This is a genomic window from Microbacterium sp. MEJ108Y (assembly GCF_000834175.1).
In the GTDB taxonomy this organism is placed as follows: Bacteria; Actinomycetota; Actinomycetes; order Actinomycetales; family Microbacteriaceae; genus Microbacterium; species Microbacterium forte.
In genome coordinates, this window is record NZ_JXQX01000019.1 from 14,708 (window position 1) to 38,521 (window position 23,814).

The window sequence follows — 23,814 nt, forward strand, 5'->3', positions numbered from 1 at the left end:
CGGGGATTCTGGGGAGGGGCCGGTCAGCCCTTGACGGCCGCACCGAGGTCGGTGGCCCGGAAGAAGCGCTGGAAGACGATGAACAGGATGACGACGGGGAACGCCAGGGCGGTCGCTCCGGCGAGGATCGCGCCGTTGGGGTTCGCCGTGGACTGCGCCACGTTCGAGATGTAGTTCGCGAGGGACACGGCGAGCGGTTGCAGCGATGCGTCCTTCGTGATCAGGAACGGCCAGAGGAACTCGTTCCACGGGCCGATGAAGGTGACGAGCACGACGGTCACGAGCACCGGCTTGATGAGCGGGATCGCGACCGAGGTGAGCAGGCGGATCTCGCCGGCGCCGTCGATGCGGGCGGCCTCGAAGATCTCGACGGGCAGCGCTTTGAAGAACTGCACGAAGATGAACACCGCCGTCGTGTTGATGAGGAACGGCAGGATCATGCCCATGTACGAGTCCCCGAGCCCGTAATTGCGCGTGATCTGCACGTACAGCGGGATCATGAGCAGCTGGAACGGCACCATCTGCACCAGCAGCATGAGCACCCAGATCACTCCGCGACCGCGGAAGTCGAGCCGTGCGATCGCATACCCGGCGAGCAGTCCGAACACTACGGTGCCCAGCAGCACGCCCGCCGTGAAGATCAGCGAGTTGAGCAGCGAGCCGACCAGGTCGATGCGGGAGTCGATCGCGAGGAAGTTGTCGATCGTCCAGCCGCTCGTCGGGAAGAGCTCGTCGGGCGAGTTCGTCGGGTTCTCCTGGAACGCCCCGACCAGCATGAAGTAGAACGGGAACGCGAATCCGATCGCCGCGACCGTGAGCAGGATCACGCTCAGGATGCGGGGCAGTGAACGCTTGCGTCTCATGGTCATCGCTCCCTGGTGGCGCGGTTGGCGGCGAGCGACAGCATGCCGACCAGGATCACGAGGATCATGCCGATCGCGGCCGCGGTGTCGGGGTTCTGCTGCTGGATGCCCAGCTGGTAGATGAGCAGCACGGGTGTCGAGGAGGCGCCGTCGGGGCCGCCGCCATTCGTGAGCAGGTACGGCTCGGTGAAGAGGTTCGCTCCGGTGATGATCGACAGGATCAGCACGAGCGTGGTGGCGCTGCGCACACCGGGAACGGTGACGTTCCAGAAGCGCGAGAACGCGCCCGCGCCGTCGGTCTCTGCCGACTCGTAGAGCTCCTTCGGCACGTTCTGGAGTGCGGCGAGGTAGAGCAGGATGTAGAACCCCAGCTGCTTCCACGTGACGTACAGCGCGATCATCGGCATCGCGAGACCGCTGTTCACCAGCCACGACGGATCGGGGGCGAGTGGCCCGAGGATCGTGTTGATCAGGCCGTTGCCCGAGAACAGCAGCATCCACACGCCGACGAGCGAGACACTGGCCGTCAGATACGGCACGTAGAACGCCACCCGGTAGGCGGCGACCCAGCGGATGCCGGTGTTCAGCGCCGCCGCGAGCACGAGCGAGAGAACGGCGGTGAGCGGCACGTTGATGACGAGGAAGATCAGGGTGTTGCGGAACGATCCGAGCACCCTCGGGTCGGTGAGCACGGTGACGAAGTTGTCGAAGCCCACGAACGGCCGGTCGACGTCGACATTGGGTGCGGTGAAGAAGTAGTCGTGGAAGGCGATGTAGACCGCGAATCCCAGCGGGAACGCGAAGATCGCCAGCACGAAGACCAGATACGGCAGGGCGAAGAGGCCGCCGATCGGCTGTGCACCCAGCAGTCGGTTGCGTAACCGCGCCCTCGGTGACCGGCCCGCGGACGGGGCCGGGGCGGTGGTGCCCCCGGCCACGTCCGCGACGGCGTCGTCTCGGAGAGTCATATGCGGCTCATCACTCGGCGACGAGATCGTCGATCTTCGTCGCGGCGTTCTTCAGGAAGTCGTCGATCGACTCCTTGCCGAAGATCACGGCGGCGGAGTACTCGTCGCGGAACGCCTGCCAGGCCTCCACGGAGTTCGGGATGCTGGGCACGTCTGCCGTGGCCTCGGCCTGCTCGGCGAACGCCACGTAGTTCGGGTTCGCGTCGAAGTAGTCGGCGTAGGTCTCGGTGAGGTCGGTGCGCATCGGCATCTGGCCCGTCGCCTCGAGCAGCTGACCGTCGCTGTCGACGCTCGTCGAGAATTTCAGGAACTCCCATGCGGTGCCCTGGTTCTCGCACGCGGTGAACATCGAGACGCTCTTCGAGTCCGCGAACGTCGTCGGGTTCTCGCGACCGTCGCTGGTCGGCACGGGCATGAACCCGACGTCCACGGTCTCGGCGTACGAGGGGATGGCCCACGGACCGGCGAGCTGCATGGCGGTCGTCCCCGCGGACATCGCGTCATCGGTCGACGCCTCGTTGGGCGAGAGCTTCTCGTCGTAGAAGGTCTTCCAGAACTCCGCGACCTCGCGCCCGGCATCCGAGTCGACCGTCGCCGCGCCGTCTTCGACGAGCATGGTGCCGTCGGTCTCGGCGAGGTACAGGGGATAGAAGTCGAACCAGGGCTGGTAGAACTCGCTGGTGGGTGCCGGCCAGATCGCACTCTGCACTCCGGATTCGACGATCGCGCGTGACCCGGCGAGGAACTCGTCGTACGAGGCCATCTGGGGGTCTTCGGGATCGATGCCTGCAGCCTCGAACAGGGCCTTGTTGTACATCACCATGACCGGGTTCGACTTCCACGGCAGCTGGTAGAAGCTTCCGTCGGTGGCATACGAGTCGACCTCACCACCGCGCTCGGTGATGTAGTCGCTGCCGCCCTCCATGGTGCTGAGGTCGACGAGCCCGCCCTGCTTGACCCAGCCCGAGACCGCCGCCGGAGCCACGTTGTAGACCAGGCAGGGTGCGGTGCCGGCGGTGATGGCGGCGGTGATCGCCTCTTCCGACGACGAGCCGGCGGGGATCTCCTGCGCGTTCACCTTCTCGTCGGGGTGCTCGGCGTTCCAGGCCTCGACGACGGCGGTGCCCCAGGCGACCTCCTGCTCGTTGTTCGACAGCCAGATGTCGATCGAGCCGGTGCCCTCGCCCGAGGCATCGCCGCCTCCACCTCCGGATGAGCATCCGGTGGCGACGAGCGCGACGGCTCCCAGGAGCGCTGCTGCGCGGATCTTCTTCTTCATGTTGTCCTCCTTGACGCGATGGTTCGGGTGATCGTCTAGCGGGCTGTGCTCTCCCGGAAGTGCACGACGTTGCAGTCGACGACCTCTGTGCGCGGCTCGGCGCCGAGGATGTCGGCCTGAATCAGGCGGGCGGCAGCGCGTCCTCGCGCGGCGGGGCCCGACGAGACGCTCGTGAGTGCGGGGGAGAGGTGGGCCGAGAGATGGTCGTCGTCGAAGCCGGCGATCGCGAGATCGCGGGGGATGCTGAGGCCGCTCGACCGCGCGAACGACAGCCCGGCGATCGCCATGGTGTCGTTGGAATAGAGGATGGCGGTCGGGCGATCGGGCAGCGCGAGCAGCTCGGCGGTGCGCTCCCGGCCACTCGAGGCGGTGAAGTCGCCCTCGCGCAGCAGGGCATCGCCGCCCACGGCATCGGTGTAGGCATCGGCCCGCACGCGCGAGTGCACGTAGTCGAGCGGACCCGAGACATGAGCGATGCGTTCGTGGCCCTCGGCACTCAGGTGAGCGATGATCTCGCGCACGGGCGCATCGTCGTCGGTGCGCACGCACGAGAATCGGGTCGGCTGCTCGTAGGCGCCGACCAGCACCGAAGGGAGGTCGAGCTCTTCGAGCAGCGGCACGCGCCAGTCGTCGTTCCGCAGGTCGAGCAGCAGGGCGCCGTCGGCGCGCCCGTGGCTGAGCGACCGGTAGGCCCGCTCCTCGGCCGCCCGATCGGGAACGACCTGCAGGATCAGCGCCGTCTCGGTCTCAGCCAGCACCGATTCGACGCCAGCGATGAACGCGGGGAAGAACGAGTCGTTGGCGATGACCTCGGGGTCACGGGCCAGCACCACGGCGATCGCATTGGCCTTCTGCGTAGCCAGCGCGCGGGCGCTCTGGCTCGGCACCCAGTTGAGCTTCTCGGCGGCGGCGAGCACCTTGGCCCTGGTGTCGTCGGAGATGGGCCGCTTGCCGCTCATCGCGTGCGAGACGGTGGCCTTGGTGACGCCGGCCTCGCGGGCGACGTCGGCGATCGTCGTGCGGCTCATGCCACCTCCTCGTGGAACTTCCGGGTTGATCCCTGAACACTCGACACGGCACGATTTAACCGGTTTGACGAATGCGGGTGAAGCGAGTGTAAACCGGTTTGACAACCGCGGTCAAGAGCGGCGGTCGATCTCAGGGATCCGTGTCAGACGAAGGTGACGGTCTGCTGCAGGCGTGTGCGCACGTCGAACAGCTCGTTGCCGCCGATGGCGCGGGCACCGGGGACTCCCTGGCGCAGCACCATCGCGAGCGCGCTGCGACGCACGACGACCACGGGAACGCCGCGGCTGCTGCCGAGCGGGGTGACGGCCTGCGCGAGATCGTCGTCGGGGAGCACCATGATCAGTCCGCCGAACTTCACCCGCGCGGCCTTGGCCACGGTGCGCATGCGCGAGAGTGCGGCGGTGACGGGCGCGCGTGTGCCCAGACTCGGGCCCGTGATCTCGCCCCGACGGAACCCGACGACTCCGCCGAAGTCCTCCGACATGACGCCGTAGAGGCCCGAGGGGCTGAGCACGACATGGTCGAGCTTGTCGTCGGCATCCGCTCCTGTGGCGACGTCGTGCCACACCGTGAAGCCCATGCCGAGCGCGCTCACCGTGCGGGCGGTCGCCTCTTCGGCGAGAGCATCGGCGAGCAGGCGTCGCAGGTCGCGCGGGGCCGAGCGCACGAGCGCCGGGTCATAGGGGTCGGGCACCTCGACGCCACGGCCGGCCCATTCGCGGATCAGCGACAGGTAGCGCTCGCGGCGCCAGCCGCCGGGATGCCCGTACGAGCGAGCTCGGGGGCGGGTGTCCGTGCGGGCGGCCGACTGCGGTCGCCAGCCGTTCCACTCAGGCTCGGCCGGGATGCCGGGGTGCGCACCCGAGCGACGGTCGTAGGCGGCGCGGCCCTCAGGGGTGCCGATCAGCTCCCATGCTCGCTGCACCTGGATGAAGACGGCCGCGTCTCCGCCCGTGTCCGGGTGGGTCTGCCGCAGGCGCAGGCGATACGCACGCCGCAGCTCGCCGTCGTCGACGGTCGGGTCCACGCCGAGGATCTCATAGGCGGAAGCCGAGAGCGGGCTGTCGAACATCGCTCTCCTTCCGAGATCGCGGCATCCAGAATATCCGGATGCTGTTGTGGATCAGCCGGGCGCGTCGGCCGGGGTCAGGCCGGCACGTCGACGACGCGCTCCACGCCGATCACCGGCACCACGGAACCGGCGGATGCCGCTGCGATGTCATCCGCGAGCCGGTCGAGCTCCTGCGCAGGCACCCACACCTCGAGAGTCGCCAGCGCTGCGTACCGGGGCTCGCCGAGCGTCGCGCCGTGACGCGGCACCCAGTCGCGCAGAAGGTTGTCGAAGCGTCCGGCATCCGCCTGCGCGACGTCGATCGTCACCTGGGTCAGAGACTGCCGGTGCACGAGCGATGCGAGATCGAGGGCTTCCGAGACAGCGGTCGAGTAGGCCCGCACGAGCCCGCCGGCGCCGAGCTTCACGCCGCCGAAGTAGCGGGTCACCACTGCCACGACGTCCGTCAGCTCGCGCCGTCTGAGCACTTCGAGCATCGGCACCCCCGCAGTGCCGGACGGCTCACCGTCATCCGACGAGCGGGCCTGATCGCCGAGCAGGCCGGTGACCATCGCGCTGCAGTTGTGCCGCGCATCCCACCACTGCTTGCGCAGGCGTGCGATCACGGCATCCGCGTCCTCGACCGAGGTGACCGGCTCGACGGTCGCGATGAACCGCGACTTCTTGATGATGAATTCATGCTCCACGGGCGCGGCGATCGTGGCCGGGTAGGTGCGGGGCGGAGTCATCCGCCTCAGACTACCCAGCGCACGCCGCTGCTCAGCGGTCGACTCAGATGTCGACTCAGCGGTCGACGAACGACATCTGCTGCGGGTTGTACCGATCTCCCTGCACGCCGACCCGGTCGGCGAGCTGATCGAGGTCGGCGAGTTCGTCGGCCGACAGGGCCACCGTGGTGGCTCCCGCATTCTCGGCGATCCGCGACGTGCGCCTCGTGCCGGGAATCGGCACGATCCACGGCTCCCGAGCGAGCAGCCACGCGAGGGCGATCTGGCCGGGGGAGGCCTCCTTGGACTCCGCGAGCGAGGCGACGTGGCCGACCAGCGCCTCGTTCGCCGCCCGGTTCTCCTCGCTGAAGCGCGGGATCGTGCCGCGGATGTCACCGTCAGCGAATGAGGTGGTGCGATCGACCGTGCCGGTGAGGAACCCCTTGCCGAGCGGGCTGAACGGCACGAAGCCGATGCCGAGCTCGCCGAGTGTGGGCAGGATCTCGGCCTCAGGGTCGCGCGTCCACAGCGAGTACTCGCTCTGCAGCGCCGTGACGGGCTGCACGGCATGGGCCCGGCGGATCGTCGAGGCCGATGCCTCGGACAGCCCGAAGTGCCTCACCTTGCCCTCGGCGATGAGCTCGGCCACCGTGCCTGCGACGTCGTCGATCGGCACATCCGGGTCGACACGGTGCTGGTAGAAGAGGTCGATCACGTCGGTGCGCAGGCGACGCAGCGACTGCTCGGCGACGCGTCGGATCTGCTCCGGCCGGCTGTCGAGCCCGACGCTCTTGCCGTCTTCGATGCGCCAGCCGAACTTCGTCGCGATGACGACCTGGTCGCGGATGGGCTCGAGAGCCTCGCCGACCAGCTCCTCGTTCACATAGGGGCCGTAGACCTCCGCGGTGTCGAAGAAGGTGACGCCGAGGTCGAGAGCCGACCTCAGCACGCCGATCATCTCGTCGCGGGTGCCCGGGTTCGGCCCGTAGCTCTGCGACATCCCCATGCATCCGAGCCCGACGGCGGAGACCTCGAGGCCCTGTCCGAGTGTGCGAGTGTGCATTGCGTGTCCTTTCGTCGAGACCGACGCTACGCGCGGCCCCGACGATGAGGGAGGGGCTGTCAGAACCTCCCTCGGCACGAGCAGGACTACTCCGGGGAGTCGTCGCGCAGGTACGCGATGTGCTCCGCGTGACGGGTCAGATGGTTCTGCGACGTGCGCACGAACATCCAGGCGACGAGCAGCAGCACGAACCAGATCGGCGTCACGAGCAGCGCGATCAGGGTGTCGGGCTGCGTCGTGAGCGCCCAGAGGATGAACACGAAGAACGCGAGCACCACGTAGACCATGAAGATGCCGCCCGGCATGCGGAACTTCGACGCTGCGACCTTCTCCGGCCGCCGACGGCGGTACACGAGGTAGCTGCAGAGGAAGATCGTCCAGACGAACATGAAGCACACGGCTGAGACCGTGGTCACCATGTCGAACGCGGTGCCGATGTCCTTGCCCGCGTAGAGCAGCACGACGCCCGAGAGCAGCAGGATGCACGACAGGAACAGAGCGTTCTGCGGCACACGTCGCTTCGACAGCCGGCCGAAGATGCGCGGGGCGTCGCCGTCCTGCGCGAGGCCGAACACCATGCGCGACGTCGAGTAGATGCCCGAGTTGGCGCTCGACATGGCCGAGGTCAGCACGACGAGGTTCACCACCGTCGCGGCGATGCCGAGACCCGCGAGGGCGAACATCGCGATGAACGGGCTCTCGCCGGCGACGTACTCGGTCCACGGGGTGACCGCCATCAGGATGATGAGCGCGCCCACGTAGAAGAGCAGGATGCGGATCGGGATCGCGTTGATCGCCTTGGGCAGGTTCTTCTCGGGGTCCTTGGTCTCGGCCGCGGCGGTGCCGACGAGCTCGACGCCGACGAAGGCGAACACGGCGATCTGGAACCCGGCGACGAAGCCCATGAAGCCGTGCGGGAACATGCCGCCGTGGTCCCACAGGTTGCTGAAGCTCGCGGTTCCCGCATCGTGCTGGAAGCCGGTGAAGATCATCACGAGACCCGTGACGATGAGCGCGACGATCGCGATGATCTTGATCAGCGCGAACCAGAACTCCATCTCGCCGAACGCGGCGACCGTGGGCAGGTTCAGTGCGAGCAGGATGACGATCACGAGGACGCCGGGGATCCACAACGGGATGCCGGGGATCAGCGCATCCGTGTACCCCGCGATCGCGATCACATCCGCGACTCCGGTGACGACCCAGCAGAACCAGTACGTCCATCCGGTGAAGAAGCCGGCCCACGGGCCGAGCAGGTCGCTCGCGAAGTCGCTGAACGACTTGTACTTGAGGTTCGACAGCAGCAGCTCGCCCATCGCCCGCATCACGAAGAAGAGCATGAAGCCGATGATCATGTAGACGAAGATCACCGAGGGGCCGGCGACCGAGATCGTCTTGCCGCTGCCCATGAAGAGGCCGGTGCCGATGGCGCCGCCGATCGCGAGCAGCTGGATGTGACGGTTGCTCAGGGCCCTCTTCAGGTGCTGGTCGTCGCCGTCGGCGGTTCCGTCCACCCCGACGGATCCCCGTGTTCTCTCTGTCGTCATCGCTCGAACCTCCGGTGTTGGGCGCCGCGTCCCGCTGCGGCATCCTTCCGACCGTAATGGCCGATCGGGGATGGCAGTTAACCGAATCGATTCGATATCCTGGTCCGACCCCCGATCATCCCCCCAGTTCTGCGAGCCGCTCCCACCATGGCCACCTCTCTCACCACGGGCCGCCCGTGGCGTGTCATCCTGTCGTTCTCGATCCCCCTGCTGCTCGGCAATGTCGTGCAGCAGATGTACCAGTTCGCCGATGCCGTCGTCGTCGGCCGGCACCTCGGTGTCGAGTCCCTCGCCGCCGTCGGCGCGACCGGCAGCCTGCTGTTCCTGCTGATCGGCTTCGCCTGGGGCCTGACGAGCGGTTTCGCTATCCCGATCGCGCAGGCGTTCGGCGCGGGAGACGGCGCAGCGGTGCGTCGCTCGGTCGCGACGGGCGTGATCCTGACCGGCATCACGAGCGTGGTGCTCACGATCGTCGCGCCGCTGATCGCGGCGCCGACGCTCGCCCTGCTGCAGACGCCTGACGAGCTCATGGCCGAGGCGACGATCTTCACGCAGATCAGCTTCATCGGCGCCAGCGCGACGATGTTCTTCAACTTCCTCTCGGCGATCATCCGTGCCATCGGCGACTCGCGCACGCCGCTGATCTTCCTCACGGTGTCGTGTGCGCTCAACGTCGGCCTCGTGATCCTCATGGTCGGCCCGCTCGACTGGGGCGTGGCCGGTGCGGCTCTCGCGACCGTCGTCGCCCAGGCCGTGTCGGTCGTGCTGTGCCTCGAGTTCGTGCGTCGCCGGCTGCCGATGCTGCAGCTGCGTCGTGCCGACTGGCGCGTCACCCGCGACGACATCCGAGAGCACCTGCGCCTCGGCCTGCCGATGGGCTTCCAGGCCTCGATCATCGCGATCGGCACGCTCGTCGTGCAGGTGGCCCTCAACACCCTCGGCTCCGAGGCCGTCGCCGCCTATACGACGGCGTCCCGTGTCGACGGCCTCGCCGTGGCCTTCCTCTCGTCGCTGGGTCTCGCCTCGTCGATGTACACGGCGCAGAACCTGGGCGGACGCCGACCCGACCGCATCCGCCGCGGTGTCGTGGAGGGCACCTGGATGGCGATCGCCGCCGGCATCGCGCTCGGAGGCGTCATCATCGCGTTCGGGGCGCCGCTGGTGCGGCTGTTCGTCGGCGAGGGCGCGGCGGCGGATGGGGTCGTCGAACTCGCGCACCTCATGCTGATCATCAACGGATGCGGATACTGGGCGCTCGGCGTGCTGTTCGTGCTCCGTGGTGCGCTGCAGGGCCTCGGCCACACCCTGGTGCCCACCGTCACGGGTGTGATCGAGCTGGTGATGCGCGTGGGCGCCGCGATCGTGCTCGGCGCGCTCATCGGCTTCGAGGGCGTCGCGCTCAGCAACCCTCTCGCCTGGCTCGGCGCGATCGTGCTGCTGGTGCCGGCGTACGTGCGTGCGCACCGGTCGCTCGGCCGCATGCGCGTCGACCCCGTCGAGGCCACCGAGACCTCGGCGATGGCGATCATCGGACCCACCGACGGCTCGATGGTCGTGGACGCGGTCGTCACCCAGCCGGTGCGAGTGATCAGGACCTCGCGTTTCGCGCGGTTGACGCGCCGCTGAACAGCTCGTCACAGTTGCAGAACATCATCCTTGAGATGGATGCCCGGCATGCCGACACTTCGTAATGTTGGTGATGCGGAGATTCCGCAGACCGGGGGGTCGTGATGACATCGTCAAGGGTGGCAAGCGAACTGGCATCGATTCTGGTGCCGATCGGAGTGGTGGGGGCTGTGCTCGCAGCGCTGTGTGCGCTCATCGCAGGAATCGCGATCATGCGCGGAGCGGCGGGTCTCGCCGGCGGAGCGGTCGGTCTGTGGATTCCGAGCGCGATGCTCAGCTCCACGGCATCGTTCGCGAATCAGTGGACGCCGCTGCTGATCTCAGGCGCCGCGCTCGTCGCGATGCTGGTGATCGGAGCCGTGGGTCGCGGCATCGTGAACACGGGTGAGCCGGCACGAGAAGCGGCCCGTGCCGCGCGCGTCCAGGCGCTCATCGACGCACCGGACCCGGTCGTCGTGCCGCGCGGCACGACGGTGACGCCGAGCACAGGCAGTCAGCCCGCGCTGGCAGGCTGAGAGCTCGTCAGCGGTAGTCGCGGTCGCGGTGCTGTGCGGCCTCGTCTCCTGAGGTCACGCGCTCGGCCTCTCTGGCGCGCAGCTCGACGCGGCGGATCTTGCCCGAGATCGTCTTGGGCAGCTCGGGAACGAACTCGATGATCCGCACCCAGAGGTGCGACGACAGGCGGTCGTGGGCGTAGGCGAAGATCGAGCGGGCGGCGTCGGCTTCGGCGCCGACCGCGTCGGGGTGCAGGCACACGTACGCCTTCGGAACCGCGAGTCGCGTCGGGTCGGGGCTCGGGATCACCGCCGCCTCGATCACGAGGTCGTGCTCCAGCAGCACCGATTCGAGCTCGAACGGCGAGATCTTGTAGTCGGAGGCCTTGAACACGTCGTCCGCCCGGCCGATGTAGGTCAGGTATCCGTCGGCATCCCGCTGGGCGATGTCTCCGGTGTGGTGGAAGCCGCCGACGCGGGATTCGGCCGTCTTCTCCGGATCGTCGTAGTACCCGGCCATGAGCCCGACCGGAGGGTGGGCCAGGTCGAGCGCGATCTCGCCCTCGTGCTCGGCGATCTCTCCGGTGGCGGGGTCGAGCAGCACGACCGGGTACCCGGGCAGCGGGCGCCCCATGGAGCCGACCTTCACGACCTGACCGGGGGAGTTGCCCACACAGGCCGTCATCTCGGTCTGCCCGAAGCCGTCGCGGATCGTGCCGCCCCACGCCGCGCGCACCCGGTCGATGACCTCGGGGTTCAGCGGCTCGCCCGCTCCGACCAGCTCCCGCGGCGGGTGGGTGAGTCGTGCGAGATCGGCCTGGATCAGCATCCGCCACACCGTCGGCGGAGCGCAGAACGTGGAGACGTGGTGGGTGTCCATGACCTGCATCAGGGTGTTCGCGTCGAACCGGTCGTAGTTGTAGACGAACACCGTCGCCTCGGCGAGGAACGGCGAGTAGAAGCTCGACCACGCATGCTTCGCCCAGCCGGGTGACGAGATGTTGAGGTGCACGTCATCGGGTCGCACGCCCAGCCACCACATGGTCGACAGGTGTCCGACGGGATACGAGACGTGCGTGTGCTGCACGAGCTTCGGGCGGCTGGTCGTGCCGCTCGTGAAGTAGAGCAGGGCCGTGTCGTCGGCCGGTGTGGCGGCGTCGGGCTCGAAGGTCGTCGGGGCGTCGGACGAGCCGTCGAAGCGGGTCCATTCGGCGGGGATGCCGTCGCCCACGCCGATGCGCAGCACGTCGGCGTCGATGTCGGCGATGCGCTCGGCGAGGCTGCCGAGCGTGACGATCGCGCGCGCCCGGCCGTGCTCGACGCGGTAGGCGAGGTCGGATGCCGAGAGCAGTGTCGACGTCGGAATCGACACCGCGCCGATCTTGGTGATGGCGAGCATCACCTCCCACAGCTCGATGGTGTTGCCGAGCATCACGATGACGTGGTCGCCTCGTCGGATGCCGAGGCCGGTCAGCCAGGCCGCGACCTGATCCGAGCGGGCCGACAGCTCTCCGTATGTCCACGACTCGAGACTGAGATTGGCCGAGACGATCTGCACGGCCGGGCGGTCGGGCGTCTCGCCCGCGATGACGTCGAACCACTCGAGCGCGAAGTTGAACTCCGTGGGCGTCGGCCAGACGAACCCGTCTCGCGCCGCCGCGTAGTCGGTGGCATTCGCGAAGAGGAAGTCGCGCATCTCTCTGATCGCGGACGTGGCTGCGGTGGCGCTGCGGCTCATTCTGGGCTCCCTTGCTCGGCAGACGTGTCCATCCTCGCCCACGATCCGCTCAGCGCGCGAGCAGGCCGGCGCCGTCGCGGAGCTCGAACACCAGCTGCGTCTCGGTGCCGCGGACGACGGGGTGGATCGTGATGTGCTCGAGCACGATGTCGCGCAGGGCGGTGGCATCCTGCACCGCGACGTGCACGAGGAAGTCGTCGACGCCCGCGACGTGGAACACCTGCAGCACCCGCGGGATGGCCGCCAGCGCGTCGAAGAGCGCGGTGACCTTGGGGCCCGTGTGATTCGCGAGGCGCACCTTGATGATCGCCTGCAGAGGCAGTCCGAGAGCCGATCCGTCGACCCGGATCCGGGTGTCGCGGATGATCCCGCGCTCGCGCAGTGCGCGCACGCGGTGGGCGCATGTCGACTCGGCGAGACCCAGCCCGTGCGCGAGCGCCTTGTTCGTGACCTCGGCGTCGCGGGTGAGCACGGCGAGGATCTCGAGATCGATCTCGTCGAGCTGTGCTTTCGCCAATGCCCGCACCTCCTCGTATCGCTTCCTTGCTCAGAATATCGAGAACGAGCCAGAATCCGACGGATACTGTCGAATCCCTGCGCATCCATCGCGTTTCGGGCAACGTGGCAGACATGACTGCACCGTTGCATCCAGACACCGTCGCCGTGCACAGCGGCCGCTCAGACCTCGAGGCACTGGGAGTCCACGCACTGCCGATCGACCTGTCGACGACCAACCCGCTGCCCGACATCGAGCGCGGCGGCGACTCGTACGAGGCGATGGCGACGGGTGGGCGGCCGCCCGCCGACGGCAGCATGGTCTACGCGCGGCTCTGGAACCCCACCGTGGGGCGGTTCGAAGACGCCCTCGCCGAGCTCGAGCACGCCGAGGCCGCCGTCGCCTTCGCATCGGGCATGGCGGCGATGACCGCGGTGATCCTCGCGCACGGCCCCGCAGCGGGGAAGAACCACGTCGTGGCGGTGCGTCCCCTCTACGGCGGCACCGATCACCTGCTCGGCTCCGGCCTGCTGGGTGTGGAGACCACCTATTGCCACCCTGCCGAGGTCGCCGCATCGATCCGTCCGGACACGGGACTCGTGGTGGTGGAGACCCCCGCCAATCCGACGCTCGAGATCGCCGACATCGCCGCCGTGGTGGCGCAGGCGGGAGTCGTGCCGGTGGTCGTCGACAACACCTTCGCGACGCCCTTGCTGCAGAATCCCCTTGACCACGGTGCGGCGATGTCGCTGCACAGCGCCACGAAGTACCTCGGCGGACACGGCGACGTGATCGCGGGCGTGGTGGCCTGCGACGAGCAGACCGCGGAGGCGCTCCGCCGTGTGCGTGCCGTGACCGGCGGTCTGCTGCATCCGCTCGGCGCTTACCTGCTGCACCGTGGGCTCGCGACCCTCCCCGTGCGCATGCGCGCGCAGCAGGAGAGCGCTCGCCGCATCGTGCAGTGGCTGATCGACCGCCCCGAGATCGCCGAGGTGTTCTATCCCGGACTCGACGACGACCCGCAGGGCATCATCCAGCGTCAGATGCGGGGCACCGGGGCCATGATCGCGATGCGGATGCGGGGCGGGTATGCCGCGGCATCCGCCGTCACCTCATCGACGTCGCTGTTCACCCACGCCGTCTCGCTGGGCGGGGTCGATTCGCTGATCCAGCATCCGGCCGCGCTCACGCACCGGCCCGTGCCGGCGGAAGCGCGCCCCGACGCCGATGTGCTGCGACTGTCGATCGGTCTCGAGAACGTCGACGACCTGATCGCCGACCTCGCGCAGGCATTCGCTGCACTGTCGCGAGTGGAGGGCGCCGTGGCATCCGGCCGTCCGTGGGCGTGAGGTCGCGACGTTTGTCGAACAGCTACAAGGAACTGAGTCTCACTATGAACGGGATCTAGTTCCGAGGAGCAAACCTGTGCGAATCCTGAGAACCCGCCCATACACTCGCCGGTGGCAACGACGCCACTGACCCCGGGAGTCCTCAATGACGAGTGCAAAGCCCCACGCGCACGGAATCGGAATGCGCATAGCCGTGATCGTGCTCAGCCTGCTGCTGGCCGCGATGGTGATCCTGTTCTTCCTGACCACGGGCAAGATCGCGGCCGGTGCCGCGGAACTCGCCGACGGCACCACCACCGCACGAGACGGCTCGGCCGACCTCGCCGCAGGTGCCGGTGATCTCTCTGCGAGCGCCGACGAGCTCGCCGCCGGCACGGAGCAGCTCGCGGCGGGAGCGACGAGCGCCCACGTCGGCTCCGAGAAGGTCGCCACGGGTGCGCAGAGCGCCTCCACCGGCGCCGCCGCGCTCGCCGTAGGTGCCGACACTCTCGCGATCGGCGCCTCGAACGCCGCGTCCGGGGCTGCTCGGCTGAGCGCCGGAGCACTGTCGGCGCTCACAGGTGCCGAGCGTCTCGAATCGGGACTCACGACGGCGGATGCCGGTGTGCAGTCTGCGCTCGACGGTGCGCAGAAGGTCTCGGCCGGTGCGCAGCAGATCGACTCAGGAGCCCGGGCCGCACTCGACGGCGCTCAGCAGGTGGCCGCAGGAACGCAGCAGGTCGACGGCGGAGCCCAGTCGCTCGTCGACGGCGCTCAGGACCTCACGACGGGCGCGCTGCAGGTCGACGCGGGAGCCCAGTCGGTGCTCGACGGGGCGACGAATCTCGCCGCCGGGGTCGCCGGCGCGCACCAGGTCGCGGGGCAGGTGCTCGACGGGGCGAACCAGCTCAGCTCGACGATCACCGGCGCCGTGACGCCGCAGCTTCAGGCGCTCGCCAGCCCGGAGAACGCCGCGGCGATCACCGAGGCGGCCAACGGTGCCCCCGCGAACGCGCAGCAGCTGGCCGATGCGCTCTCCCAGCTCGCTGCGGCAGACCCGACGAACGCTCAGATGCAGCAGCTCGCTGCTCTCGCCGCCGGAGTGGATGCTCAGGTCGACGGAATCGCCGGAGCGGCCGCCGCGGCACCCGTGCTCGCGCAGGGGACGATCCAGGCCGCCGCCGGAGCGCAGCTGGTCGCCGGCGGTGCGAATGCGCTGGTCAACGGCGATGCGGCGCAGGGATGGCCGGGAACGGTCGCGCTGGCAGACCCGACCGCAGGGGCCCCGGCATTCGTCACGGGGGTGCAGCAGTTGAAGGCCGGCACTTCCGGTCTCGCCGCCGGCGCCTCGACGCTCGAGTCCGGTGTGGGCACGCTCAAGGCAGGCGCCTCAGCGGTATCGGCCGGTGCGTTGAAGCTCGCCGACGGCGTGCAGCCCCTGAGCGACGGAGCCTCGCAGCTTTCGGGAGGCGCGCTCGCGCTGGCCACGGGACTGCAGCCTCTGAAGGCGGGCACCGCAGAACTGTGGGCCGGCGCGGATCGGCTCGCCGCTGGTCTCGACACTCTCGCCGATGGCGCCGTGTCGCTGCAGGACGGTTCGGCGCGGCTCAGCGCCGGTGCGGCCAGCCTCGACGAGGGCGCGACCGCGTTGGCCGAGGGCACCGAGACGCTGAAGGTCGGTGCGTCAGACCTGAGCACCGGCGTCGGCGAGCTCTCCGAGGGTGCTGCCACTGTGGCCGAAGGCACCGGCGAACTGGCGGAGGGCGGTGACAAGCTCGAGGCGGGTGCATCGGAACTCGCAGACGGCAACGGCCTGATCGCCGACGGCTCCGGCACGCTCGCGACCGCGACGGCGGGCGCTGCGCCGTCGATGCTGCCCTGGATGCTCGTCGTCACACTGGCAGGACTCATCGCGGTCGGCTTCTGGATCGGCCACCGCGTCAGTCACCGTCGGAGCGTCTGAGCGGCATCCCGGACTGACGCCGCGCGCATCGAAGGAGATCTCTCGTTCCGAAGGACCCGATCCGCACGATCGTCCTTCGATACGGGAGATCTCCTTCCGCGCGCGTGAGACGCAGGGCGAGAGGATGCCGGAGCCTGGCTCTACGGCAGGCGGATCGTGCCTGTGGCGATCCGCTCCGTCGGCATCCGATCGCGGTTGTAGGTGATCTCGTCGTACCCGTGAGGGGTCGGCGTGCCGTCCTCGTCGAGGCTCACGAACACGATCTTCTCGATCGTGAGGATGCGCTTGCGGGTGATCATGTTGCGGGCGACCGCGCGCATGGTCAGCGAGGTGGTGCCGAAGTGGGTCGCCTGCAGGCCGATTTCGATCAGGTCGCCCTGCACGGCTGAGGCCTCGAAGTTGATCTCGGAGATGTGCTTGGTCACCGCGCGGTAGTTGCCCAGCTGCACGATCGCGTAGATCGCGGCCTCCTCGTCGATCCACTTGAGCAGGCTGCCGCCGAACAGAGATCCGTTCGCGTTCAGGTCCTCCGGCTTCACCCATTTGCGGGTGCGGAAGTTGATGCCGTCTTCGGACCACTGCCACTCGGGTGTCTGCTGTTTCGCCATGCTTCGAGGGTAGGAGCATCGTGAGTCGGTGGTGTTACGCGTGCACATCCGTGCATGTCGACGGTCGCTCGGTCTCGGGTCGCTCTGTCTCGGGTCGCTCTGCCTCCGGCGGATCTGCCGAGGGCGGATTCGGTTCCGAACGGACTCGACACGGCGGATGCTGAGGCCATGAGCGAAGAGACCCCCATCCCGCACTTCGGACCCGAGGCCAGGCGAGCGCTGTTCCACGAGCGCGTGCTCGTGCTCGACGGCGCCCTCGACGACGACAACGGCACGCTGCTGATGACGCAGCTGCTCACCCTCTCGGCCGAGGATCCGACGACCGACATCGCCCTGTGGATCCACTCGCCCGGCGGCTCCGTGCCGTCGATGCTCGCGATCCGCGACCTCATGACGCTGGTGCCGAACGACGTGTCGACTCTCGCGCTCGGACTCGCATGCAGCGCCGGGCAGTTCCTGCTCTCGGCGGGCGCGAAGGGCAAGCGCAGGGCGCTGCCCCACGCGCGCATCCTCATGCATCAGGGTTCCGCCGGCATCGGTGGGTCGGCGGGCGAGCTCGAGACCCAGGCAGACGACCTGCGGCACATGCGCGACACGGTGCTCGGGCTGATCGCCGCCGACACCGGGCAGCCCGTGGATCGCATCTTCGAGGACTCGCTGCACGACCGCTGGTACACCGCAGAGCAGGCGAAGGACTACGGGTTCATCGATGAGGTCCTCGACTCGCTCGCCGACCTCATGCCCCGTCGCCGGGCCCGCGTCGGGCTGGGGGCGAGCGCATGAGCGGCTACACGATCCCGAACGTCATCGCGCAGCATCCGCGCGGCGAACGCGTGATGGACGTCTACTCGCATCTGCTCGCCGAACGGGTCATCTATCTCGGCACCGGCATCGACGCGGGAGTGGCAAACGCCCTCATCGCGCAGCTGCTGCACCTCGACGCCGACAGTCAGGACGCGGGCGTGCAGTTCTACATCAACAGTGAAGGCGGCGACCCGGGGGCGGCGCTGGCGATCTACGACACGATGGAGCACATCCGCCCCTCGGTCGCGACGACCTGCGTCGGGCAGGCGATCGGACCCGCCGCACTTCTCGTCGCCGCCGGAGCGCCGGGTCAGCGGGCCGCGCTCGCCCACGCACGCATCGTGCTGCATCAGCCGGCGGGCCAGTCGCGGGGGGCAATTCCAGACCTCATCCTCGCGGCCGACGAGGTCGTGCGCGTGCGGGCAGACATGGAGGCGATCCTCGCCAGGCACAGTGGGCGCTCGCTGAGCGAGCTGCGCGCCGACACGGACCGGGATCGCGTCTTCACGGCATCCGCCGCTCTCGACTACGGGCTGATCGACACCGTTTTGGGCGAGCGGGCCGTCTGACCCGATGCCCGGCCGGCCGTCTGCAGGATCGAAGCACGGATGCGGGGTGATTCTGCCGATCTGCTCCTGCAGACGTGCCGTGGTCCTGCAGACGGGCCAAGGACACGGGCCGCGGCCGAAGATCTGGCCGACGCCCCGGCCCGAAGACTCCGGCCGGGGATCCCGCGATGGCTCAGGCAGCGAGGGCGAAGGCCCCGCGTGCGGCCGAGACGGCGGCGGATGCCGGAGCGGCCGTCACCTGACGCAGCTCGTCGGCCACAGCGCTCGTCAGTTCGATCAGCGAGGTGTCGAGGGCGCCGGCGATCGCCGCGATCATCTCACTCGACGGTTCTTTGAGTCCGCGTTCGACCTCCGAGAGGTACTGCGGCGACACTCCGGCATTCTCGGCCGTCTCGGTCAATGTCTCGTCGCGATCATGTCGTCGCCGCCGCAGCTGGTCCCCGACCATCTGGCGCCACAGGGGTTCGGGCTCACTGGGGCGAGGGCGGGACGGGCGAGGTGCGCGGGAGAACGGGACGAGGTCGGCCATGCCTCACGATATGCCGCCGTCGTGCGCGGGTTCGAGCGGTTCTGCTCAGAGCAGAACCGTCGCGCTCAGGCCTCGGTGCGCTCCGGCGACACGGTCTCGGGCTCGGCGACGGACGCGTCCGTCGCCGCCCAGCTCGCCAGCATCCGCAGCTTGTCGGCCGACGCTGTTCCCGGCTCTGCCGTGTACGTCGACATCTGCAGCCCGGCGTCGGCGGGCAGCTCGAACGCCTCGTAGGTCAGCTCCATCTCGCCCACGACCGGGTGGTTGATGCGCTTGACGCCGCTGCGATGGAAGCGCACGTTGTGCGCGGCCCACAGGGTGCGGAAGCGCTCGCTGCGCGTCGACAGCTCGCCGACCAGATCGGTGAGCTTGCGGTCGTAGGGGTTTCGTCCGGCTTCACCGCGCATCGCCGCGACGAGCTCCTGAGTGTTGCGCTCCCACTCGGGGTAGAACTCCTGGGCGGCCGGGTCGAGGAACGCGAATCGCGCGCTGTTCGGCACCGGAGTCGTGAAGAGCGGCGAGTAGAGAGCGCGGCCGAGCGCATTGGCGGCCAGGTAGTCGAAGTAGTTGTTGCGCACGATCGCGGGTGCCTCGGTCATCGCATCGAGCAGGCGCAGGATGCTGGGGCGCAGCACCTCGACCTTCTTGCGCGGCGTGCGGGCGACCGGCGACGCATTCGCCGCGCGGGCGAGGTCGAACAGGTGCGCCGTCTCGGCCTCGTCGAGCTGCAGGGCGCGGGCGAGCGCGTCGAGCACGCTGTCGGAGACGCCGGACAGATCGCCCCGCTCGAGTCGCGTGTAGTAGTCGACGCTGACGCCGGCGAGCAGCGACACCTCCTCACGCCGGAGTCCCGGTACGCGGCGGTTGCCGCCGTACGCGGGCAGGCCGGCCTGGTCGGGGGTGATGCGGTCGCGCCTCGACGAGAGGAATTCGCGCACCTCGCTGCGGGTGTCCATGTCATCGACGGTACGCGCCCTCGCGCTGTCGAGGGGGGTTCTGGCAGTACCGGGAACGCTGACCGGCGTCGCCTTCAGAGCGCGGCGGCGACGCCGGGCAGCAGCTTCGTGAGGATCGTGCCGAGCTGCTCCCGCTCGTCGGCGGTCAGGGGATCGAGGATCAGCTCGCGGATCTGCGCCACATGAACGGGCGCCGCCGCACGGAGCAGCTCGCGACCGGCATCCGTCAGCGCTGCCGTCAGCGTGCGCTTGTCGGTGCTGCACGAGGTGCGCGTCACCCAGCCGAGATGCTCGAGCGAGTCGATCGCGTGGCTGAGGCGCGAGCGGCTGAGGCCGGCGATCTGGGCGAGCTCGGTCATCGGGATCGCGCGGTCTCCCTGACCTGCCAGCGTCACGAGGATCGCGTAGTGCGAGTGCTTGAGTCCGGTCTCGGCCTTCAGGGTGCGGTCGAGCACCTGCGGCAGCAGCTGGACGAACCGGATGGTCGGCAGCCACGTCTGCATCTCGTCGTCGTCGAGCCGCCGATCGCTCATCGTGCCTGCCTCCCTCACGGCCGCCGCCATCACGCGGCGGAGAGGTCGAGCGTGTGCGAGGTGTGATCGCGCTTGGCCTCGAGGTAGCGGTGGTTCGCGTCCGAGAGGTGCACGCCGGTGCGCACCTGCTCGGTGACGCGGATGCCGAGCGCCTCGAGCTGCGCAGCCTTGTCGGGGTTGTTGCTCAGCAGGCGGATGCCGTCGACGCCGACCGCCTGCAGCATCTGCGCGGCGATCGTGTAGTCGCGTTCGTCTTCGCCGCGACCGAGAGCCACGTTCGCCTCATAGGTGTCGAGCCCTGCATCCTGCAGCGCGTACGCATCGAGCTTGGCGTAGAGGCCGATGCCCCGGCCCTCCTGGCGCAGGTAGAGAAGGAACCCGCCGTCTTCCGCGATGCGCTCGACGGCCTCCCGCAGCTGCGGGCCGCAGTCGCAGCGCTCCGAGCCGAACACGTCTCCGGTCAGGCATTCGCTGTGCGGGCGCACGAGGGGTGCGTCGCCGCCGTCGGCCGCCCGCTCCATGGCCGCCCTCCAGTCTCCGAGCCCGAGCAGCAGGTGCTCGCGGCCGTCGATCAGACCGTCGAAGGTGACGACATCCGCCGTGGTGGAGAATCCGTCGGCGAAGCGCATCGGCATGCGCACGCGCGTCCGCTCGGTGGCGACCGGAACGACGGTTGAAGTTTCAATCATGTCGGGTGCAACGCGCCGACGTCGCCGATATTCCCGTGAGTGACTACTCGTTCGGGCGGCGCCGCACGGGCGTGAGCTCACTGGCCAGGATGCCGAGCACGACGAGCGCGCCGCCGATCAGCGCGGCGAGGGGCAGGCGCTCGCCGGCGATGCGCCCGATCACGGCGGCCCAGACCGGCTCGCCCGCGTAGATGATCGTGGCGCGGGTCGGCGACACGGACTTCTGGGCCCAGTTCATCGTGAGCTGGATGATGCAGCTCGCCGCCCCGAGCCCGACCGCGCAGCCGACCCAGATCCAGGAGAACTCCGGCAGTCCCTCGCCGACGAGGGGCATGGTCAGAATGCCGAGTGCGCCCGCGGTGAGGAGCTGGACGATCGTGATCCGGCCGAGGTCGATCCTCCCGGCGAAGACGCTGATCAGGATGATCTCGGCCGCGATCGGCAGCGTGCTGACGAGCGTCAGGATCTCACCGGATCCGAGGGTGAGCGCGAAGGCGTCGGGGCCTGCGATGAACAGCAGACCGAGGAACGCGAGAGCGGCGCCCACGAAAGCCATAGCGGGCGGGCGCTTGCGGAACACGGCCCACTGCGCGAGCGGCACGAGCGGGATGTACATGGCCGTGATGAACGCCGACGTGCTCGAGTCGATGGTCTGCAGCCCGACGGTCTGCAGCCCGTATCCGAGGTAGATCATCACGCCGATCGCGACGCCGGCGCCGATGTCGCGCCAGCGCATGCCTCGCAGCGCCCGGCGGAAGATGACGACGCTGATCAGACCGGCGATCAGGAACCGGATGCCGACGAAGAACCACGGCCCCGAGTGCTGCATCGCCCAGTGCACGAGCAGGAACGTGCTGCCCCATACCGCGGTGACGGCGATGAGGGCGATCTCCTGCCGACGCAGGCTCATGGAGCGGAGTCGAGTGGACATACTGTCCTTTCTCGACGTGACCGGCTCGAGCCTAGCGCCGTGCGCACCCCCGTTCCGAATCGTGCGAACAGCCCGATATGACGACGGAATACAGCAAGGTGCGTGATTCGAAAGGCCGATCGATAGCCTCGCCTCATGAGCAATTTCGTGAGCGCCGCCGAACTGGACGAACTGCTGAGGTCCGAGGCGCCCCTTCGTCTGATCGACGTGCGGTGGCGACTCGACCGGCCGGACGGCCATGCCGACTATCTCTCAGGGCACATCCCCGGGGCGGTCTTCGTGCCGCTCGCGACCGAGCTGGCCACGCACGGAGAGCCGTCTGAGGGCCGTCATCCGCTGCCCTCCACTCAGACGCTTCAGGATGCTGCGCGCCGATGGGGCGTCAACCAGGGCGACATCGTCGTCGCGTACGACGACGCGAAGGGACTCAGCGCATCGCGCGCCTGGTGGCTGCTGCGCCAGGGCGGAGTCGATGTGCGCGTGCTCGACGGCGGCATCCGCGCCTGGACGGCCGCGGGCCTCCCGGTCGCAGGCGATGACGTGCAGGCGGAGCCGGGTGATGTGGTCCTCGACGAGATCGGCGGCGACGCGATCTCGATCGACGAGGCCGCCTCGTTCGCCGACTCGGGTGTGCTCCTCGACGTGCGCGCTCCAGATCGCTATCGCGGAGAGCACGAGCCTCTCGATCCCGTCGCCGGACACATCCCGGGAGCGCTCAACGTGCCGATGGCCGCTCATCTCGACGCCGAGGGCCGGATCCTCGACATGCACACCCTCCAGGCGACCTTCGCGGCCGTCGGCGTGACCGAGGGCACCCCTGTCGCGGCGTACTGCGGCTCGGGCATCACTGCGGCGCACACCGCTCTGGTGCTCGACGAGATCGGCATCGAGGCGAAGGTCTTCCCCGGCTCGTGGAGCCAGTGGTCGAACACGCCGGGGCGCCCGGTCGCGGTCGGCGATCAGCCCGGCTGAGGGGTCAGGCGCCGGCGGTCAGGTGTCGGCGGTCAGGCGTCGGCGGTCAGGTTCCGGGGATCAGCGTCGTCCGCGTAGCTCCAGGCGACGCCGAGAAGCCCCGGGCCGAACGCGCGTCGCACCTGGTGCACGGACGTGCGGCCCTCCAGAGACAGTTCGGTGAGCTTCGAGCCGTCCGGGGTCTCGACGCGCTCCTCGATGCGGTCGGGGAGTGCGTCGGGGTGGAACCGCGTCCACACCAGCAGCTCTCGGCACTGCCGGGCGACGGCGTGACCCGTCTCCCGCTGCGGCGGATAGTCGGGCGGGTAGGCGACCGACCACTCCACCATCGCGGTGCTCGGCGCGGTCAGTGGCACGTCGAGCTCGAACAGGACGCCGTGCACCTCGCCGTTCGGATGCGAGTAGCGCGCGGAGATGCGTCCCCCGGCCACAGCCTCGATGAAGGGGGCTGGCGTGCTGATGCCCGGCGTCATCTCCAGGAACGGGATCGACACGACCGTCCCGACGGTCGACTGCACGATGCTGCGGGTGATGGAGTACGACACGTTGCCGGCGGCATCCACGTCCGTCACGGAGTGCGTCGTGAGTTCGCGTGACGTGTCGGGGTATTCGGCGCCGAGGGCGGCGAACGCCTCTTTGACGGCCTCCTCGAGTTCCCGCTCGTCGAGGGGGAACAGATTGGGGCCGAGGGGGCCGGTGCGGTTCGTCGTGCCGAGCAGCGCGGTGAGCGAGCCGGGCTCGAGGTGCAGAAGCTGCTCGATGTCGCCGAGGGCGGCCATCGACTGGGCACCTTCCGGGCGGCGTGCTCCGGAGCGCCAGTAGCTGAGCGTCGCCATCGACACGCTGTTGCCGCGAGCGCGCAACTGCTCGTGCAGCCGGGCGAGGGTCAATCCACGTGCATTGATCGCGTCTCGGAAGGACGCCGCGAATACATCGGCATATCGGCGAATGCCACTTTCCATGCTCATCACAGCACCCCCTCCGGTATGTGAAGAATCGCGTTCTAGAGTGAGCTTACGACCACACCAGCATCGCGTAGGGGACGAGGTG

The 23,814-nt window shown here is 68.8% G+C and carries 24 protein-coding genes; 7 read left to right on the forward strand and 17 right to left on the reverse strand.

The genetic code is table 11. From position 1 onward, the window contains the following. Positions 1-23: 23 nt before the first annotated feature. From RU09_RS10745 to cycA, 8 genes are all read right to left on the reverse strand, one after another. Positions 24-863 carry a carbohydrate ABC transporter permease gene (locus RU09_RS10745; RefSeq protein WP_042540439.1) on the reverse strand — a complete coding sequence of 280 codons (840 nt, stop codon included), beginning with the start codon at positions 861-863 and terminating at the stop codon, positions 24-26. A gap of 2 nt (positions 864-865) precedes the next feature. Next, on the reverse strand, positions 866-1,831 hold the full coding sequence (locus RU09_RS10750; protein ID WP_042540441.1) for a carbohydrate ABC transporter permease: 966 nt from the start codon (positions 1,829-1,831) through the stop codon (positions 866-868). A 10-nt stretch (positions 1,832-1,841) separates the two neighbouring features. Next, a complete protein-coding gene (locus tag RU09_RS10755; RefSeq protein WP_042540443.1) occupies positions 1,842-3,110 on the reverse strand; it encodes an extracellular solute-binding protein in 1,269 nt (422 codons plus the stop codon). 35 nt (positions 3,111-3,145) lie between these two features. Continuing rightward, a complete protein-coding gene (locus RU09_RS10760; RefSeq protein ID WP_042540445.1) occupies positions 3,146-4,138 on the reverse strand; it encodes a LacI family DNA-binding transcriptional regulator in 993 nt (330 codons plus the stop codon). 143 nt (positions 4,139-4,281) lie between these two features. Further along, on the reverse strand, positions 4,282-5,211 hold the full coding sequence (locus tag RU09_RS10765; protein WP_042540447.1) for a J domain-containing protein: 930 nt from the start codon (positions 5,209-5,211) through the stop codon (positions 4,282-4,284). A gap of 74 nt (positions 5,212-5,285) precedes the next feature. Next, positions 5,286-5,939 (reverse strand): IMPACT family protein, encoded by a 654-nt coding sequence (locus RU09_RS10770; protein ID WP_042540449.1) that lies wholly within the window; start codon positions 5,937-5,939, stop codon positions 5,286-5,288. Between the two features lie 55 nt (positions 5,940-5,994). Further along, positions 5,995-6,981: an aldo/keto reductase gene (locus RU09_RS10775; protein WP_042540451.1), complete on the reverse strand. Its 987-nt coding sequence runs from the start codon at positions 6,979-6,981 to the stop codon at positions 5,995-5,997. An 86-nt stretch (positions 6,982-7,067) separates the two neighbouring features. Then, complete coding sequence (gene cycA / locus RU09_RS10780) at positions 7,068-8,528, reverse strand: D-serine/D-alanine/glycine transporter (RefSeq protein ID WP_042540453.1); 1,461 nt, start codon at positions 8,526-8,528, stop codon at positions 7,068-7,070. Positions 8,529-8,675: 147 nt separating this feature from the next. Between cycA and RU09_RS10785 the strand changes: the two genes are divergently transcribed. Both RU09_RS10785 and RU09_RS10790 read left to right on the forward strand, forming a co-directional pair. Next, on the forward strand, positions 8,676-10,154 hold the full coding sequence (locus RU09_RS10785) for an MATE family efflux transporter (RefSeq protein WP_042540456.1): 1,479 nt from the start codon (positions 8,676-8,678) through the stop codon (positions 10,152-10,154). A gap of 119 nt (positions 10,155-10,273) precedes the next feature. Then, positions 10,274-10,669: a hypothetical protein gene (locus tag RU09_RS10790; protein ID WP_042540458.1), complete on the forward strand. Its 396-nt coding sequence runs from the start codon at positions 10,274-10,276 to the stop codon at positions 10,667-10,669. Between the two features lie 7 nt (positions 10,670-10,676). Here RU09_RS10790 and RU09_RS10795 read toward each other — a convergent pair whose 3' ends face one another. Next, a complete protein-coding gene (locus RU09_RS10795) occupies positions 10,677-12,386 on the reverse strand; it encodes an AMP-binding protein (protein WP_042540460.1) in 1,710 nt (569 codons plus the stop codon). 49 nt (positions 12,387-12,435) lie between these two features. Continuing rightward, the gene (locus RU09_RS10800; protein ID WP_052492940.1) at positions 12,436-12,903 is read right to left on the reverse strand and encodes an Lrp/AsnC family transcriptional regulator; all 468 of its coding nucleotides are present in this window, start codon (positions 12,901-12,903) and stop codon (positions 12,436-12,438) included. A 113-nt stretch (positions 12,904-13,016) separates the two neighbouring features. Between RU09_RS10800 and RU09_RS10805 the strand changes: the two genes are divergently transcribed. Further along, complete coding sequence (locus RU09_RS10805) at positions 13,017-14,231, forward strand: trans-sulfuration enzyme family protein (RefSeq protein WP_042540464.1); 1,215 nt, start codon at positions 13,017-13,019, stop codon at positions 14,229-14,231. A gap of 145 nt (positions 14,232-14,376) precedes the next feature. Beyond that, complete coding sequence (locus RU09_RS10810) at positions 14,377-16,173, forward strand: hypothetical protein (RefSeq protein WP_156145905.1); 1,797 nt, start codon at positions 14,377-14,379, stop codon at positions 16,171-16,173. A 140-nt stretch (positions 16,174-16,313) separates the two neighbouring features. Here RU09_RS10810 and RU09_RS10815 read toward each other — a convergent pair whose 3' ends face one another. Further along, the gene (locus RU09_RS10815; protein ID WP_082041096.1) at positions 16,314-16,781 is read right to left on the reverse strand and encodes an acyl-CoA thioesterase; all 468 of its coding nucleotides are present in this window, start codon (positions 16,779-16,781) and stop codon (positions 16,314-16,316) included. Positions 16,782-16,949: 168 nt separating this feature from the next. Here RU09_RS10815 and RU09_RS10820 point away from each other — a divergent pair, with 168 nt between their 5' ends. Continuing rightward, complete coding sequence (locus RU09_RS10820; RefSeq protein WP_042540545.1) at positions 16,950-17,564, forward strand: ClpP family protease; 615 nt, start codon at positions 16,950-16,952, stop codon at positions 17,562-17,564. Then, on the forward strand, positions 17,561-18,154 hold the full coding sequence (locus tag RU09_RS10825; RefSeq protein ID WP_042540468.1) for a ClpP family protease: 594 nt from the start codon (positions 17,561-17,563) through the stop codon (positions 18,152-18,154). The genes RU09_RS10820 and RU09_RS10825 overlap by 4 nt, the downstream gene beginning before the upstream one ends. A 172-nt stretch (positions 18,155-18,326) precedes the next feature. Here RU09_RS10825 and RU09_RS10830 read toward each other — a convergent pair whose 3' ends face one another. The 5 genes from RU09_RS10830 to RU09_RS10850 form a co-directional block, all read right to left on the reverse strand. Next, positions 18,327-18,683, reverse strand: coding sequence for a helix-turn-helix domain-containing protein (locus RU09_RS10830; RefSeq protein ID WP_042540469.1), 357 nt, complete (start codon positions 18,681-18,683; stop codon positions 18,327-18,329). Between the two features lie 65 nt (positions 18,684-18,748). Next, the gene (locus RU09_RS10835) at positions 18,749-19,639 is read right to left on the reverse strand and encodes a helix-turn-helix transcriptional regulator (RefSeq protein ID WP_042540471.1); all 891 of its coding nucleotides are present in this window, start codon (positions 19,637-19,639) and stop codon (positions 18,749-18,751) included. Between the two features lie 74 nt (positions 19,640-19,713). After that, positions 19,714-20,172 carry a MarR family winged helix-turn-helix transcriptional regulator gene (locus RU09_RS10840; RefSeq protein ID WP_042540547.1) on the reverse strand — a complete coding sequence of 153 codons (459 nt, stop codon included), beginning with the start codon at positions 20,170-20,172 and terminating at the stop codon, positions 19,714-19,716. Between the two features lie 29 nt (positions 20,173-20,201). Continuing rightward, entirely contained in the window at positions 20,202-20,861 is a 660-nt protein-coding gene (locus tag RU09_RS10845; RefSeq protein ID WP_042540473.1) for a GTP cyclohydrolase II, read from the reverse strand. A 43-nt stretch (positions 20,862-20,904) separates the two neighbouring features. Then, positions 20,905-21,792, reverse strand: a complete 888-nt coding sequence (locus tag RU09_RS10850) for a DMT family transporter (protein WP_042540475.1) — start codon at positions 21,790-21,792, stop codon at positions 20,905-20,907. A gap of 135 nt (positions 21,793-21,927) precedes the next feature. Between RU09_RS10850 and RU09_RS10855 the strand changes: the two genes are divergently transcribed. Further along, entirely contained in the window at positions 21,928-22,764 is an 837-nt protein-coding gene (locus RU09_RS10855) for a sulfurtransferase (protein ID WP_042540477.1), read from the forward strand. A gap of 32 nt (positions 22,765-22,796) precedes the next feature. Here RU09_RS10855 and RU09_RS10860 read toward each other — a convergent pair whose 3' ends face one another. Beyond that, positions 22,797-23,732, reverse strand: coding sequence for a hypothetical protein (locus RU09_RS10860; RefSeq protein ID WP_042540479.1), 936 nt, complete (start codon positions 23,730-23,732; stop codon positions 22,797-22,799). Positions 23,733-23,814: the final 82 nt, after the last annotated feature.